Below are 15860 nucleotides of genomic sequence, written 5' to 3' on the forward strand. Positions count from 1 at the left end.
GGACGCCGACTGCCCGGCCGATGGGGTGGGCGCGTCGCCGCGGCCGCCCTGGAACCAGTGCACCAGCGCGGCGGCCAGGGCCACGCCCAATACACCGCCCAGCCTGCGGCCCAGACGGCCAAATGAGAACCTGCGCAAGATGGAAGCGTTTCCGGGAAATAGAAGAATGGCGTGGAGTTTGCCATGGATCGGCGCCAGGCACACCCGGCGCGCGACAAGCCCGCTACAGCCATCCGGCCTTGCGGAACCGCCAGTACAGCACCGAGCACACCGTGGCGATGCCCAGCAGGGTCACCGGATACCCCCAGACGGACTTGAGTTCGGGCATGAATTCGAAATTCATGCCATAGATGCCGGCAACCGCGGTGGGCACGGCCAGGATGGCGGCCCATGAGGCCAGCCGGCGGGTGATGTCGCTTTGCTGCGACTGGGCGATCATCAGGCTGGCCTCGAAAGCGAACGCCAGGGCTTCGCGCAGGGCATTGATCAGTTCGTCGACCCGCAGCACGCGGTCGGCCACCACGGCGAAATACGGGCGCGCGTTGGCATCCACGGCGGACATGTCCATGCTGGCCAGGCGCCGGCATATCTCGGCCAGCGGCGCGATCACGGTGTGAATGCGCAGCAGGTCGCGGCGCTGGCGATACAGCTTGCGTATGTCGGAATCCTTGGCGCCGCGGATCAACAGCTTTTGCTCGGCCGATTCCACCACGCTTTCCAGCTGGGCCGCGGCCGCCACATAGCGGTCGATGAGCAGGTCCAGCAGTTCCGATGCCACGTAGTCGCTGCCCCGGCGCAGCAGGTCGGGCGCCGATTCCAGGCGCTCGCGCAGCGAGCTGTGGCTGGCAGTGGCGCCGCGCCGCACGGTTACCAGGAAGCCGCGCCCGATCAGGATCTGGGTTTCGCCGAACACGGGCCGGCCCTGGTCGACCTCGACGGTGATGGCCACCACCAGCACGCAATGGCCGAAATCGATGATCTTGGGCCGGCGATGCGATTCCAGCATTTCGTCGCGCGTCTTGGGGCGGATGCCCAGGTCGTCGGCCACCCGCTGCAGCAGTTCACCGCGAGGGTTGCGCAGCCCGATCCACAGCAGGTTTTCATCCTGGCAGGTGTACGACTTGATGTCTTCGAGCGCCACGTCGTGCGACCGTTGGCCCTGCACATACGCCACCGACGCCACTACCTCGGTTTCCGGCTGCGGCGCAACGGGTTGATCTTGCGGCATGCACGCCTCCGCTTGAATCGCGTCCGGCACGGGGCGCCGGACGATCGGGGCATGATAGCTCAGTTGGCTTCGATCAACCGGTTGATGCGCAGCGCCAGCAGCGTGCAGACGGCGCCGGAAATGAGATAGACGCTGGTGGCGACCAGCCCGAACTTCATGGACAGCCCCAGCGCGACCAGGGGCGCGAATGCCGCGCCGAACAGCCAGGCCATGTCGGTGGTGAGCGCGGCCCCGGTATAGCGGAAATGCATCGAGAAATTCGACGTCACGGTGCCCGAGGCCTGCCCATACGACAGGCCCAGCAGCACGAAACCGCACAGGATGAAGGTGTTCTCGCCCAGCGCGCCGCCGGCCAGCAGCCACGGCGCGGCAAGCGCGAACAGGCCGATCAGCGCCGCCAGCGTGCCCAGTGTCCGGCGGCGGCCGAAATGGTCGGCGATCCAGCCTGAAGCGATGGTGGCCACGAAGCTCAGGGCCGCGCCCACGATCTGCACGCTCAATACACTGACCAGCGAGCGCTCGCCATGCAGGCTGATCCATGACAGCGGGAAAATGCTTACCAGGTGGAACAACGCATAGCTTGCCAGGGCCGCGAAGGCGCCGATGAAGACGTTGTAGGCCTGTTCATCGATGACCTTGGAAACGGGAATCGGCGAAAGCTCGCGTTCGTCGAGCAGGCGGGTGTATTCCTCGGTAAGCACCAGCCGCAGCCGCGCAAACAGCGCCACCACATTGATGGCGAACGCCACGAAGAAAGGATAGCGCCAGCCCCATTCCAGCAGGTCTTGCGTGCTGAGCGTACTGAACAGGTACAGAAAGATGGCGCTGGCCAGCATGAAACCCACCGGCGCCCCCAACTGGCCCAGCATGGCATACCAGCCACGCCGGGCGCGCGGCGCGTTCAGCGCCAGCAGCGAAGGCAGCCCGTCCCACGAACCGCCCAGGGCAATGCCTTGCAGGCAGCGGAACACCGACAGCAGCGCGATCGCCATCGGCCCGATGGCCTCGTAGCCCGGCAGGAACGCCATGCCCACGGTAGCGGTGCCCAGCAGGAACAGGGCCACCGTCAATTTGGTGCCCCGCCCCCAGCGGCGCTGCACCGCCATGAAAATGGCGGTGCCGAACGGCCGGCATATGAAGGCAAAGGAAAAGATCGCGAACGACCACAGCGTGCCGTACAGCGGGGGCTCGAACGGGAAAAAAACGTGTGGAAAAACGGCAACACACGCGATGCCGAAAACGAAGAAGTCGAAGTATTCAGAAGCCCGGCCGATGATCACGCCGACCGCGATTTCTCCGGGCGCGACGTTGCCGTGGCTGGAATCCTGGGTGGATTGGGGATACTGCATCGCGGTACTGGACATACGATGACTCGCTCCGTCTGTGCTGGGAAACAGACTGCCCCGATCAGGCGACGACGGGGTTGCCGGCCGCTCCACGAATCGAACTGACTTCCTTTTTACTCTAGATTTTTCAAAGCTTCCAGAGTAGGGTTGCAAATATTCTTTGAGGGTGGGCCATCCATATCCTTAAGGGGGTTGCATGTCCGTGCCGTTTTTCAGAACGCCAAAAGCCGCACTGATCCTTCCCGTACTCGGCGCGCTTGGCGGCTGCAGCAAGGCTGTGCTGCTGTCGCCGTCCGGCGACGTCGCCTGGCAACTGCGCGACATCATCCTCGTTTCCACCGGCCTGATGCTGCTGATCATCGTGCCGGTCATTGCCGCCACCCTGTGGTTTGCGTGGCGCTACCGCGAAAGCAATACCGAAGCCACCTACAAACCCGACTGGGACCACTCCACCATCCTCGAGCTGCTGATATGGTCGGCGCCGCTGCTGATCATCGTGGCGCTCAGCGCGCTGACCTGGGTCAGCACCCATCAACTGGATCCCTATCGTCCGCTTTCCCGCATCGATGCCGACCGCCCCGTGCCCGCTGGCGTCCAGCCGCTGGAGGTCCAGGTGGTGGCGCTGGACTGGAAATGGCTGTTCCTGTATCCCGAACAAGGCATCGCCACGGTCAATGAACTGGCCGCGCCGGTCGACCGCCCCATCGAGTTCAAGATCACGTCGTCCAGCGTGATGAACTCGTTCTACATCCCGGCGCTGGCCGGGCAGATCTACGCCATGCCGGGCATGCAGACCCGCCTGCATGCCGTCATCAACCATCCCGGCGAGTACGACGGTTTTTCGGCCAACTACAGCGGCGAGGGTTTTTCCCAGATGCGCTTCAAGTTCCATGGCCTGTCGCAGGACGCCTTCGACCAATGGGTGCAGGCCGGCAAGGCTTCCGGCGCCGCGCTGGACCGCGCCGCCTATCTGCAGCTGGAACAACCCAGCGTGGCCGCGCCCGTGCAGCGCTTCGCCACGGTAGACGCCGGTCTGTACGACGCGATCCTGGGCCGCTGCGTGCGGCCCGGCGCCGATTGCCCCTTGGATATGGCCGGCTCGATCTGCCGGGCGCCCCGCCAGGCCGGCCTGGAATTACCGCCGCAACTGGCCCCCCGCCCCGCCATGTAGCCAGGCGCCCGACCCAGCCCCAGCCAGACGAACGAATCTTGCAGGAACACCGACCATGCCAGACCATTCCGCCACCGAAAGCCTGTTGTTCGGACGCCTGAGCTGGGACGCCATTCCCCTGCACGAGCCCATCCTGGTGATCACGTTCATCGGCGTGGCGCTGGGCGCCGCCGCGGTGCTGGGCGCCATTACTTACTTCCGGCTGTGGGGCTACCTGTGGCGCGAATGGTTCACCAGCATCGACCACAAGAAAATCGGCATCATGTACGTGGTGCTGGGGCTGATCATGCTGCTGCGCGGCTTCGCCGACGCCCTGATGATGCGCGCCCAGCAGGCCATTGCCTTCGGCGACAGCGCGGGCTACCTGCCGCCGCACCACTACGACCAGATCTTCACCGCCCATGGCGTGATCATGATTTTCTTCGTGGCCATGCCGCTGGTCACCGGCCTGATGAACTACGTGGTGCCGCTGCAGATCGGCGCGCGCGACGTGGCCTTTCCGTTCCTGAACAACTTCAGCTTCTGGATGACCGTCGTCGGCGCCGTGCTGGTGATGCTGTCGCTGTTCGTGGGCGAATTCGCGCGCACGGGCTGGCTGGCGTATCCACCGCTATCCGGCATCTTGAACAGTCCGGATGTGGGCGTGGACTATTACATCTGGGCATTGCAGATAGCGGGGGTAGGCACGCTGCTGTCGGGCGTGAACCTGCTGGTCACCATCATCAAGATGCGCGCCCCGGGCATGCACATGATGCGCATGCCCATTTTCACCTGGACCGCGCTGTGCACCAACGTGCTGATCGTCGTGTCGTTCCCGGTACTGACCGCCGCGCTGGCACTGCTGGCCATGGACCGCTACGTGGGCACCAATTTCTTCACGGCCGACGGCGGCGGCAACGCCATGATGTACGTGAACCTGATCTGGATCTGGGGCCATCCCGAGGTCTATATCCTGGTGCTGCCGGTCTTCGGCATATTTTCCGAGATCGTGCCCACCTTCTGCCGCAAGCGGCTGTTCGGCTACGCATCGATGGTGTATGCCACGGTGGTGATCACCGTGCTGTCTTACCTGGTCTGGCTGCACCACTTCTTCACGATGGGGTCCGGCGCCAGCGTCAATTCGTTCTTCGGCATCACCACCATGATCATCTCCATCCCCACCGGGGCCAAGGTGTTCAACTGGCTGTTCACCATGTTCCGCGGCCGCATCCGCTTCGAAGTGCCGATGCTCTGGACGGTGGGTTTCATGGTCACCTTCGTGATAGGCGGCATGACCGGTGTGCTGCTGGCGGTGCCTCCCGCCGACTTCGCCCTGCACAACAGCCTGTTCCTCATCGCGCATTTCCACAATGTCATCATCGGAGGCGTGGTGTTCGGCCTGTTCGCAGGAATCACCTACTGGTTCCCCAAGGCCTTCGGCTACCGCCTGGATCCGTTCTGGGGCAAGTGGTCGTTCTGGCTGTGGCTGGTGGGCTTCTATGTGGCCTTCATGCCGCTGTATGTGCTGGGACTGTTGGGAGTGACGCGGCGCATGAACCGCTTCGACGACGCTTCGCTGCAGATCTGGTTCCAGATCGCCGCCGTGGGCGCGCTGCTGATCGCCGGCGGCATCGCGTGCTTCCTGATCCAGCTGTACGTCAGCTTCAAGCGGCGCGAGGCATTGCGCGACCACACCGGCGACCCCTGGAACGCCCGTACCCTGGAGTGGTCCACTTCGTCGCCGCCGCCCGCCTACAATTTTGCCTTCACGCCGCTGGTGCACGAGCGCGACGCCTGGTGGCAAATGAAACAACTGGGCTACACGCGGCCGCTGAGCGGCTTCATCCCCATCCACATGCCGGCCAATACCTGGGCGGGCATTGTGCTGGCGGGCATTTCACTGATAATGGGCTTCGCGCTGATCTGGCGCATGTGGCCGCTGGCCATCCTGAGCTTCGCCGCCGTGATCGGCGTGGCGATTTTCCATACTTTCAACTACCAACGCGATTACTACCTGCCGGCCGATGACGTCGCCCGCAGCGAAGACGATCGCACCCGACTGCTGGCCAGCCATGTCTGAACACACCGCCACCCTGCCGGGCGACGACGCGCCCCAGTTCTACCTGACGGAAGAACACCATGTAAAGAACGGCACCTTGCTGGGGTTCTGGGTGTACGTGATGAGCGACTGCCTGATCTTCGCGTGCCTGTTCGCCACTTACGCGGTGCTGGGCCGCAACTACGATGGCGGCCCGACCGGCGCCGATCTCTTCGACCTGCCGCTGGTGGCCCTGAATACGGCGCTGCTGCTGATGTCCTCCATCACCTACGGCTTTGCGCTGCTGCAGGGGCGCAAGGGCCGGACGGGCTCGCTGCTGGGCTGGCTGGCGGTCACGGGCCTGCTGGGCGTGGGTTTCCTGGGCCTGGAAATCTATGAGTTCACGCACCTGATCTCGGAAGGCGCGGGTCCGCAGCGCAGCGCCTTCCTGTCGGCATTCTTCGCGCTGGTCGGCACCCACGGATTGCATGTCATGTTCGGCATCGTCTGGCTGGTGGTGCTGATGGCGCAGATCCGCATGCACGGCCTGATCATTCCCAACAAACGACGACTGATGTGCCTGTCGATGTTCTGGCACTTCCTGGACGTGGTCTGGATCGGCGTCTTCACCGTGGTCTACCTGATGGGAGTCCTGCCATGAGCCAACCCGCCTCCCCCAACAACGGCCACGACCACGAAGAAGATCCCCTGGCCCACGCCTCGCTGCATGGCTATCTGCTGGGCTTCGTGCTGGCGGCCATCCTGACGGCCATCCCGTTCTTCATTGTCATGGCCAATGTCTTTTCCAGTTCACGGGTCACCGGCATGGTGATCCTGGCCATCGCCATCGTGCAGATCGTGGTTCACGTCATTTATTTCCTGCACGTCGACTTCCAGGCCGAGGAAGGCTGGAACATGCTTTCCATCGTGTTCACCCTGGTGCTGGTGGTCATCGCGCTGAGCGGCTCGATCTGGATCATGTACCATCTGGATCACAATATGATGCCCATGTCGCCATACGACATGCGAAACATGCCGTGACCGCCCAGCCTTCCACACAGCCCCCATCCCCACCCCGCCGCACCGCCAGGATCATCGTCCTGTGTGTACTGGCAGCCGTACTGTTTGCCGTATTCTGCTCGCTGGGCGCCTGGCAGGTGCAGCGCCGCGCCTGGAAGCTCGAGCTGATTTCCCAGGTGGACCAGCGCGTGCATCAACCCGTCGTCCCCGCGCCGCTGCCGGCCCAATGGCCTTCCCTTAGCCGCGGCGGCGACGAATACCGGCATGTACAGGCCCGCGGCACGCCGCGCCATGACCAGGAAACCCTGGTCCAGGCCACCACCGACTACGGCAGCGGCTATTGGGTGATGACGCCGCTGCAATTGAGCGACGGCGGTACCGTGCTGATCAACCGCGGCTTCGTGCTGCCGGCTTGGCGCAAGCGGCCCCATCCAGACCCTGCGGCCGGCGAAATCAGCGTGGCCGGCTTGTTGCGGATGTCCGAACCCGAGACTTTCCTGCGCACCAACGACCCGGCCCGCAATATCTGGTATTCGCGCGATACCGGCGCCATTGCGGCGGCGCGCGGCCTGGGCGACGTCGCGCCCTATTTCATCGATGTGGAAAAAGGGCCAGGCCAGGCGTCCGACCCTGCCGTGGCCCCGATACCGGGCCTGACGGTAATCGATTTTCCGAACAATCACCTTTCCTATGCCATTACCTGGTTCGCCCTGGCGGCGATGGTGATCGTGGGCGCGGTCATTGCCATACGCGTCGAACGGCGCGGGCGCGACGACACATAGGCACGAATTACGAAAACAGCTTGCGCACCCGCTGCGCCACGTCGATGCGCGGCGCGGACTCGGCGCCGGGCCGGCCGCGCCCGAACGGCAGTTCGGGCGGCTTGGGCAGCATGTCGAACAAGGGCAGCAAGGGCTCGGGAATGAAGCGCGTGCGCGAGCCGTACACGTGGCGGTCGCCCAGGCCGGTTTGCTGGTGCACATAAAACCGCTGCGGCATGATCAGCTGCAACTGTTCCTTGGCCCGCGTCATTGCCACATACAGCAGGCGCCGCTCTTCTTCGATTTCGTCGGCGGTACCGGTGCTCATGTCCGACGGAATACAGCCGTCCACCGCGTTCAACACATACACCGACTTCCATTCCTGCCCCTTGGCCGAATGGATGGTGGACAGGATCATGTAGTCTTCGTCGCGCAGCGGCGGCCCCGATTCGGCGCTGGTGGCGTCGGGCGGGTCCAGCGTGAGTTCCGTCAGGAAGCGTTCGCGGCTGGCATAGCCGGCTCCGATGCGCCCCAGTTGGTCGAGGTCGGCCTTGCGCACCCGGGCGTCTTCGTACAGGCGTTCTAGCTGCGGGCCATACCAGCGCAAGGCCAGGTCCAGGTCCGCCGGCCATTGCAGGCCCGGCGCGCGCAGGGCGGCGTAGATTTCCACGAATGCCTCCCAGTCGGCCTTGGCCGCCGAGCCCGGCTTGAACGCGCGCAGCGCGGCCTGGGGGTCGGACGCGCCGGCCAGGGTGTCCATCAGGCGGCCCGCGATGCCCGGCCCGATGCCGGGCAGCAATTGCGCCACCCGGAAGCCCGCCAGCCGCCCACGCGGATTCTCGGCCCAGCGCAGCAGCGACAGCACGTCCTTGATATGCGCCGCTTCAAGAAAGCGCAGGCCGCCGAACTTCACGAAGGGGATATTGCGCCGGGTCAGTTCCAGTTCCAGCGCCGCGCTGTGGTTCGATGCGCGGAACAGGGCGGCCTGCGATTTCAGGGTGGCGCCCTGTTCCCGCTGCGCCAGCACCTGGTCGGCCACCCAGCGCGCCTGGCCGCCTTCGTCGCTTACCGTGACCAGCGCGGGGCGGTTCGACGATGCGCGATCGGTCCAGAGGTTCTTGGTATACCGTTCGCTGGCCAGGCCGATGACGGCATTGGACGCGTCCAGGATGGGCTGGGTGGATCGGTAATTGCGTTCCAGCGTAATGACGTGGGCCGGCCGTGCGAACTGCCCTGGGAAATCCAGGATATTACGCACCGTGGCGGCCCGGAACGAATAAATGGACTGGGCATCGTCGCCCACTACCGTCAGGCCGCGGCCGTCCGGCTTCATGGCCAGCAGAATGGCCGCCTGCAGGCGGTTGGTGTCCTGGTATTCGTCCACCAGCACGTGGTCGAAGCGCGCGCCCACATCGCCCGCCAGCACCTCGTCGCCCATCATTTCCGACCAGTACAGCAGCAGGTCGTCGTAGTCGAGCACCTGCTGGTCCTGCTTGGCCTGCACATACGCCGCGAACAATTTCTTCAGGGCGTCTTCCCATTGGGCGCACCAGGGGAATGCCTGCTTCAGCACATCGCCCACCGGGGCCTGGCTGTTGATCACGCGCGAATAAATGGCCAGGCAGGTGCCCTTCAGCGGGAAACGCTCGCTGGTGGACGAGAACCCCAGTTCATGGCGCACCATGCCCATCAGGTCTTCGGCATCGCCGCGATCGTGGATGGTGAAGCTTTCCGACAGGCCGATGCGGCCGGCGCATTCGCGCAGCAGGCGCGCCCCGATGCTGTGAAACGTGCCCGCCCAGGGCAGCGTCGGCGCCTGCTGGGTAGAATGCAGCTTCATCACGCGCCGCAGCACCGTGCCCACGCGGCGCTCCATTTCCTGCGCGGCGCGGCGCGAAAACGTCAGCAGCAGCATGCGCTGGGGATCGGCGCCGTTCAGGATCAGGTGGGCCACCCGGTGCGCCAGGGTGCTGGTCTTGCCGGACCCGGCGCCGGCGATGACCAGCAGCGCCGGGGCATCCGGCTGGCCCACGCCGAACTCGGCGGCGGCGCGCTGGGCCGGGTTCAGGTCGGACAAGGGGTCAGCGGGAGTGGAATCGGCAGGCGTGGACATGAAACAGGCGGGGTCGCGAATACTGTATATTCATACAGACTATAACGGAACTCGCCCCCCGCTGTCGTGCGCCGCGCCGCCCCTGCGGCCGCGGCAGGCTACGCCGCCATGCCCATCCTGACCGGCACCGCCTCCTGGACCGACCCCACCCTGCTGGCCTGCGGCCGCTTCTACCCCGCCGGGCTGCGCAGCCCCGAAGGCCGGCTGCGCCATTACGCCAGCCGGTTCGGGCTGGCCGAAGTGGACGCCACCTATTACGGCATGCCCAGCGGCCACATGGCGCATCTGTGGGCCAGCCGCACGCCGGACGATTTCGTGTTCAACATCAAGGCCTTCCGCCTGTTCACCGGCCATCCGGCCGGCTTGCGCGCCCTGCCCGCCGACATCCGGCGCGAACTGGCGGGGCCGGACGACGACGCCCTCGACGCCCCGCCATCGCGCCACCCGCTGACGCAGCGCCAAGGCCCGGCGGTCTTCTATAACCAGGTGCCGTCCGAACTGCGGGCCGAACTGTGGCGGCGCTTCCTGATCGCGCTGGAACCCTTGCGCATGGCCGGCAAGCTGGGCCTGGTGCATTTCCAGTTCGCGCCCTGGGTCAAGCGCGACGCGCGCGGCGCGGCCTTGTTGCGGGATTGCGCGCGCCACATGGACGAACACCTGATGTCGGCGGAATTCCGCCATCGCAGCTGGTTCGATACGCAAGCCGCCACCGCCTCGACCCTGGCCTTGCAACGCGAGCTTCGGGTCGTGCACACGGTGGTGGATGCCCCGCAAGGCTACGACAACACCGTGCCCGCGATATGGGAAACCACGCACTCCGACCTGGCCCTGCTGCGCCTGCATGGGCGCAACGCCGCCGCCTGGAACAACATGTCGGGCGCGTCGTCCGGCCGCTTCCAGTACGAGTATTCGCCCGCCGAGCTGGCGGAACTGGCCGAACGGCTCAAGCGCCTGGCCGAACGCGTGCGCCAGGCGCATGCCGTGCTGAACACCAACTACCAGGACCAGGGCATGCGCAATGCGGCGGGGCTGGCGGCCGCGCTGCGCAGCGCCTGAGCGCCGCGCGCTTATTGTTGCGGTACGCCGGTGGCCTTGATGATCGCCGCGTACTTCTTCATTTCGGCATCGATGAAAGTGCTGAACTGGGCCGGGTCGCGGTAGGCCACCGTCAGGCCCTGGTCGGTCAGGGACTTGGCCGTGTCAGCCTGCTGCAATATCTGCGCCACGTCATCCGACATCCGCGATACCAGGGCAGGATCCATGCCGGCCGGTCCGAACAGCCCGAACCAGTTCGAAATTTCGAAGTCGTCCAGGCCCACTTGCGCCGCGGTTGGCGTGTCCGGCAGAATGCCTTCCCGCGTGGGCCCCGCCACCAATAGCGGATGCAGCTTGCCGCTGCGGATATGCCCGATGATGGCGGGGGCCGTGGCAAAGAAAATATCGATCTGCCCGCCCACCAGGTCGGCTACCGCCGCGGAAGTGCCACGGTACGGGATGTGCAGCAGGTTCATGCCCGAGCGCAGTTTCAGCAGTTCGCCCGCCAGGTGCTGCTGGCCGCCGGTTCCGGGCGAGCCGAACGACACCTGGCGGCCCCGGCCCTGGTCCAGCAATTCCTGGTAGCTACGCACGGGCAGCTTCGGCCCGCTGACCAGCACCAGCGGCGCCTGGGCCACGCGGGCGATCGGCTGCAGGTCTTTCAACGGGTCGTACCGCATCTGTTTGTAGATCAGCTTGTTGATAGAAACTTCCGGCGTGTAGGCCAGCAGCAGGGTGTAGCCGTCCGGCGCCGCCTGCACCACCTGGTCGGCGCCTATCATGCCGCCCGCGCCCGCCTTGTTCTCCACCACCACCTGCTGGTTCCACTTCTTGGTCAATTGCGCCGCCAGCACGCGGGCAATGACATCGGTGGCGCCGCCCGGGGTGTAGGCCACGATCAAGCGAACGGGCTTATCGGGGAAAGCCCCGGCCGCACACCACGCCGGCAACCATGACAAGGCCAGCATTGCCAGCCATTTCCTGTTGATTCGCACCATGGCACTTCTCCCTGATGAAAGAATGACTACGGCTCGACGAGCAACAGCACTCGCTCATCGGCTGCTTCCGGAGCAGGCGGCCCGCCCGCGCGGTAGCCGCGCAACAGGTCCACCACGCGGCGCGCCCGCGCCTGCTCGGCGATATGCCTCCAGGCCGGCGCGGCCCGTCCCGCGATCAATTGGTAATTGGCGCCGCCCATGGCAATGCCGGTCACGCTCAGGTCGGACGATTGCACCAGCCGCGCCACGCTGGCCTGCCCGTGCTCCGGCAGCGCGGCATTCAATGCGGCCAGCGCAAGCGCGGCGGGGCGCGGGTCGTAGCGGCGGTCGATGAACCCGTTGCGGGGGAAGTAGCCGCGGTCTACGTCCATGAACGTGTCGAAGGCGTACTGCACGGCGTCGCCGGTGCGGCCCGCGACAAAGGCCAGGCTGGCCGCGCGCGCAATGGCGTAGTCGTCGGTATTGGCTGCCGCCAGCCGGTCTGCCAGCTTCACGCCCGCCAACAGAGTGCAGCCCCACTGCCCGGCCTGCGCCGCCAGCGCCTGGTGCGCATCCAACAGGTCGCTTCCCCAGTCCAGCCGCACCGTGGCGCCGTCCAGCAGGCCATCGCGCAGCAGCGGCGCCAGCCAGGCGTGCGCCGCGTCAAGCTCGCCGATGCGCATGCCGGTATTGACGAAGTGGCTGTAGTGCTTGCCATCGAAGTGCGCATCGTCTTCCCCGGTGCGCACCATGGAAAAAAACAGCTGGACCCCGGTCTGCGCGCGCAGGCGGCGCAGGCCGGGCACGGCCTCTTGCAGGCGTTGCCGCGTCAGGTTGATTTCGACGGCGCGCACGCGCACCCCTTGCGATGCCGCCTGTTCCAGCAGGGCGGGGTCGGGCAGGCCGAGCGAGGTGACGATGAACGAGTGCCCCACGTCGCTCATCATGCGCGCGCGCCGGTTCGTGACGGGGTTGGCCAGGTCCTGCGCGGGAATCTTCAATACGCGCAGGCCCATTTCCCAGATCGCCATCAACGGGTAATCGTTGCGGGCCAGCTTCCGGCCGAATTCCTGCACGCCGCCCGTGCACGGCACTTCGACCACCTCGGCCCAGGGGTGCCGCATTTCCACCGCGAATTTGTCGTTCACGGCCGTCTTGCTGTGCACCGGCGGCAGCCGCTGCGGGGCGGACGCGGGCGCCGCGGCTTCGCCCCGCATCTCGCCATGCGTGCGGATCAGCTTGGCTACGTGGCCGTGCTCATGCACGTCGACGATGAAGTAGCCGAACTTCTCGACGTCGCCCCGGCCGAATTCGTCGGCCGGATCCACCCGGTAGAACTCGGAAAAGTCATGGCGCAGGAAGGCCGTGGACGGCAGCATGTACAACTCGGCGTTTCCCACCACGTCATACCAGAAATTGTGCACATGGCCGGCCAGCACACCCTCGACGCCGGGGTGCTGCAGGCGCGACAGCAGCCAGCTGCGGCCCGGTTCGTCGATGTTGTCGTACGAACCCTTTTCGCCGGCATCCAGCAGGTACGGCGGATAGTGCAGGGACACGAACACGCGGCCCCCAGCGCCGGCCAACTGCTCGTCTATCCAGTCGCGTTGCGCCTGGTCGGCGGCCAGCTTCGAATTGAACAACAGCGCGTTGACAATCAGGAACCTCACCCCGCCGTGGTCGAACGCGTAGTAATCAGGCCCGAACGTGGCGCGGTACTTCTGTAGATAGTCGTCGCAAACAATGTCGGCCGGCATCCAGTCTATGCATTTGTCGCCCACGTCGTGGTTGCCCGGCACCAGGTGCAGCGGCATTTCCAGTACCCGCGTCATGCTCTTGAAGCGGCGCGCCGCCTCGTCGAACGACGCCTGGCTGGGTACGGGGTGCACGATGTCGCCCAGGTGAATCACGAAGGCGGGCGCCGGCTGCAGGGCCGCGATGTCCTGGAACACATAGCGGGCGCGCGCATTGGCCCGCGCGTTGGTGGCGAACGGCGACGTGCAGGTGTCCTCCGATTCGTTGACGTGCGTATCGGCCACCACGGCAAAGCTGAACAAGTGCCGGCCCCGGGGCTGGCGCAAGACGGTATCGGACATCGAAACTCCCATCAATTCCATTTAATGGAATTCATATCTAATAATCAGTATTAAAGTTTATATTTCGGCCGCGAGTACAATGTCAATACCGTCTATCCCTGAGCTGGCATGCACACCAAGATTCCCGCCCACTACGAACTCGAGCCTCGCGATGCGCTGCAGTCCCACCCGCAGTTCGCTTCTACGCTTTCCCACGGGCTGGACGTACTGCGCTGCTTTTCGCCGGCCCAGCCGCTGCTGGGCAACAAGGAACTGGCCGAGAAGCTCGGGCTGACGCGGCCCACCGTGTCGCGGCTGACCTTCACGCTGGTGGGGCTGGGCTACCTGCGCCGCGATGCGCATACCGGCAAATACACCCTGGGGCCGGCCGTGCTGTCGCTGGGGTATCCGCTGCTGGTCCACCTGACCTTGCGCCAGCTGGCCTCGCACGACATGGTCGAACTGGCGCGCTTTGCCCGCGGCCCCGTCACGCTGGGCACCCGCGACCGCCTGCAGGTGGTGTACGTGGAAACCGTGCAGGACGGGCATTCGAACCGGACGCGCCCGGACATCGGGTCGACCCGTCCGCTGCTGCGCACGGGCATCGGCCGCTCGCTGCTTTACGCGCAAACGCCGGAAGAACGCGAATTGATCTGCGGCCGCCTGGCGCAGGAATTTCCCGACGAGTGGGAACGCTTTTCGCCGTCGCTGGCGAAGTCGTTCGAAGAGATCGACAGGCTGGGATTCTGCGTCGTCAACGGCGACTGGCAGCCCGACTTGTGCGGCATCGCCTGCCCGATGCGCTACCGGTCGAACGACCTGCCGCTGGCCTTCAACATCACCATTTCGGCGCACGACATGGATCGCGCGTATGTCGAGAAAACCCTGGGCCCGCGCCTGCATGCGCTGGTGAAGAACCTGGAATACCGCATGGGGATCATGTAGCGGTTCGCCGCGCCACTTGCGCCAGGCTGTCCAGCACGATCTCGAACTTGCGCGCGATATCGCTTTCCGGCACACAGGCGTAGCCCAGCAGCAGGCCGGGCCGGGCCGCGGTGCCCGCGGCGTAATAGCGCGACAGGGGCCGGGTCAGCACGCCGCGCGAGCGCGCCACTTCCACCACCCGCGCGTCATCCATGCCAGGCGGCAGGTTCAGCACCAGGTGCAGGCCCGCGTCGCTGGAATCGCGATGCAGCCAGCCGGCGCCCAGGCGGCGTTCGATCAGGTTCACCAGCATGGCGCGCCGCCGCGCGTACAACATGCGCATGCGGCGGATGTGGGCCGCGTAATGGCCCTCGGAAATAAAAGCGGCCAGCGCCGCGTGCGTCATCAGGTGGCCTTCCCGGTACAGTTCGGCATGGGCCGCCTGGAACGCCGCCGTCAGGGCCTTGGGCAGCACCAGGTAACCCACGCGCAGGCCGGGGTATAGCGTCTTGCTGAAAGTGCCCAGGTAAATGACCGGCGCATCGGGCTCCAGGCCCTGCAGCGACGCGATCGGCCGGCCCGAGAAGCGGAATTCGCTGTCGTAGTCGTCTTCGATGATCCAGCTGCGCCAGTTGCGCGCCATGGCCAGCAACTGGCGGCGCCGGGCCAGCGACATCACCGGCCCCAACGGATACTGGTGCGAAGGCGTCACGAACACGAAGCGCGGCGGCGGCCCGTCGATGTGCGTGGGCAACTGCATGCCCTCTTCGTCCACCGGCTGGTGCTCGATGCGGATGCCATTGGCGGCCAGCACTGTGCGAGCGCCCCAGTAGCCGGGGTTTTCCACCCACGCCACGTCGCCGGCGTCGCCCAGGATGCGCGTGGTCAGGTCGATGGCCTGGTGCGAGCCTTCCACGATGATGATCTGGTCGGGTTCGCAATCGATCGAGCGCGTGACGGCCAGGTGCTGGGCCAGGGCCTCGCGCAGGGCCGGCAGCCCGCCCCCGTAGGAGTAGGTCAGCATGTCTGGCGTGGGATTGCGCCATAGCCCGCTGACAATGCGGCCGAACTTCTTGTGCGGGAACTCGGTAACGTCGGGCACCCCGGGCATGAAAGCGCCCCACTGATACGGCGAGGCCGAGGCCTCGTCCACGATGTGCGCGCCGCGCGCCGACAGGCCCGCGCCCGCCTGG

The 15860-nt window shown here is 65.7% G+C and carries 13 protein-coding genes; 7 read left to right on the forward strand and 6 right to left on the reverse strand.

Annotated elements, in window-relative coordinates; translation table 11 throughout:
- Nucleotides 1-223 precede the first annotated feature (223 nt).
- Together LPZ50_RS11095 and LPZ50_RS11100 are read right to left on the reverse strand one after the other, a co-directional pair.
- Nucleotides 224-1228 (reverse strand): magnesium and cobalt transport protein CorA, encoded by a 1005-nt coding sequence (locus tag LPZ50_RS11095; protein ID WP_230661344.1) that lies wholly within the window; start codon nucleotides 1226-1228, stop codon nucleotides 224-226.
- Nucleotides 1229-1287: 59 nt separating this feature from the next.
- Complete coding sequence (locus LPZ50_RS11100; protein WP_230661348.1) at nucleotides 1288-2592, reverse strand: MFS transporter; 1305 nt, start codon at nucleotides 2590-2592, stop codon at nucleotides 1288-1290.
- Between the two features lie 178 nt (nucleotides 2593-2770).
- Between LPZ50_RS11100 and cyoA the strand changes: the two genes are divergently transcribed.
- From cyoA to LPZ50_RS11125, 5 genes are read left to right on the forward strand one after another with little or no spacing between them, the layout of a single operon-like run.
- Complete coding sequence (gene cyoA / locus LPZ50_RS11105; RefSeq protein WP_230661350.1) at nucleotides 2771-3745, forward strand: ubiquinol oxidase subunit II; 975 nt, start codon at nucleotides 2771-2773, stop codon at nucleotides 3743-3745.
- A 55-nt stretch (nucleotides 3746-3800) separates the two neighbouring features.
- Entirely contained in the window at nucleotides 3801-5804 is a 2004-nt protein-coding gene (cyoB, locus tag LPZ50_RS11110; protein WP_230661352.1) for a cytochrome o ubiquinol oxidase subunit I, read from the forward strand.
- Nucleotides 5797-6423, forward strand: a complete 627-nt coding sequence (gene cyoC / locus LPZ50_RS11115; protein WP_230661354.1) for a cytochrome o ubiquinol oxidase subunit III — start codon at nucleotides 5797-5799, stop codon at nucleotides 6421-6423. The genes cyoB and cyoC overlap by 8 nt, the downstream gene beginning before the upstream one ends.
- Nucleotides 6420-6803, forward strand: coding sequence for a cytochrome o ubiquinol oxidase subunit IV (cyoD, locus tag LPZ50_RS11120; protein WP_230661358.1), 384 nt, complete (start codon nucleotides 6420-6422; stop codon nucleotides 6801-6803). The genes cyoC and cyoD overlap by 4 nt, the downstream gene beginning before the upstream one ends.
- On the forward strand, nucleotides 6800-7564 hold the full coding sequence (locus LPZ50_RS11125) for an SURF1 family protein (RefSeq protein WP_230661360.1): 765 nt from the start codon (nucleotides 6800-6802) through the stop codon (nucleotides 7562-7564). Before cyoD ends, LPZ50_RS11125 begins: the two co-directional genes overlap by 4 nt.
- 7 nt (nucleotides 7565-7571) lie before the next feature.
- On the opposite strand, the gene LPZ50_RS11130 is transcribed toward LPZ50_RS11125, so the two are convergent.
- A complete protein-coding gene (locus LPZ50_RS11130; RefSeq protein ID WP_230661362.1) occupies nucleotides 7572-9656 on the reverse strand; it encodes an ATP-dependent helicase in 2085 nt (694 codons plus the stop codon).
- Between the two features lie 108 nt (nucleotides 9657-9764).
- Between LPZ50_RS11130 and LPZ50_RS11135 the strand changes: the two genes are divergently transcribed.
- Nucleotides 9765-10712 carry a DUF72 domain-containing protein gene (locus LPZ50_RS11135; RefSeq protein WP_230661363.1) on the forward strand — a complete coding sequence of 316 codons (948 nt, stop codon included), beginning with the start codon at nucleotides 9765-9767 and terminating at the stop codon, nucleotides 10710-10712.
- An 11-nt stretch (nucleotides 10713-10723) separates the two neighbouring features.
- Here LPZ50_RS11135 and LPZ50_RS11140 read toward each other — a convergent pair whose 3' ends face one another.
- Both LPZ50_RS11140 and LPZ50_RS11145 read right to left on the reverse strand, forming a co-directional pair.
- Nucleotides 10724-11689, reverse strand: a complete 966-nt coding sequence (locus tag LPZ50_RS11140; protein WP_230661365.1) for a Bug family tripartite tricarboxylate transporter substrate binding protein — start codon at nucleotides 11687-11689, stop codon at nucleotides 10724-10726.
- A gap of 26 nt (nucleotides 11690-11715) precedes the next feature.
- Nucleotides 11716-13764 carry a metallophosphoesterase gene (locus LPZ50_RS11145; protein ID WP_230661367.1) on the reverse strand — a complete coding sequence of 683 codons (2049 nt, stop codon included), beginning with the start codon at nucleotides 13762-13764 and terminating at the stop codon, nucleotides 11716-11718.
- A gap of 108 nt (nucleotides 13765-13872) precedes the next feature.
- Between LPZ50_RS11145 and LPZ50_RS11150 the strand changes: the two genes are divergently transcribed.
- On the forward strand, nucleotides 13873-14688 hold the full coding sequence (locus LPZ50_RS11150; RefSeq protein WP_230661369.1) for an IclR family transcriptional regulator: 816 nt from the start codon (nucleotides 13873-13875) through the stop codon (nucleotides 14686-14688).
- On the opposite strand, the gene LPZ50_RS11155 is transcribed toward LPZ50_RS11150, so the two are convergent.
- Nucleotides 14681-15860 (reverse strand): PLP-dependent aminotransferase family protein (locus LPZ50_RS11155; protein ID WP_230661371.1); only part of this gene is annotated, 1180 nt, incomplete at its 5' end. The two genes, LPZ50_RS11150 and LPZ50_RS11155, sit on opposite strands and share 8 nt — an antisense overlap.

The sequence above is a fragment of the Bordetella petrii genome (assembly GCF_020991325.1).
In the GTDB taxonomy this organism is placed as follows: domain Bacteria; phylum Pseudomonadota; class Gammaproteobacteria; order Burkholderiales; family Burkholderiaceae_B; genus Bordetella_A; species Bordetella_A petrii_E.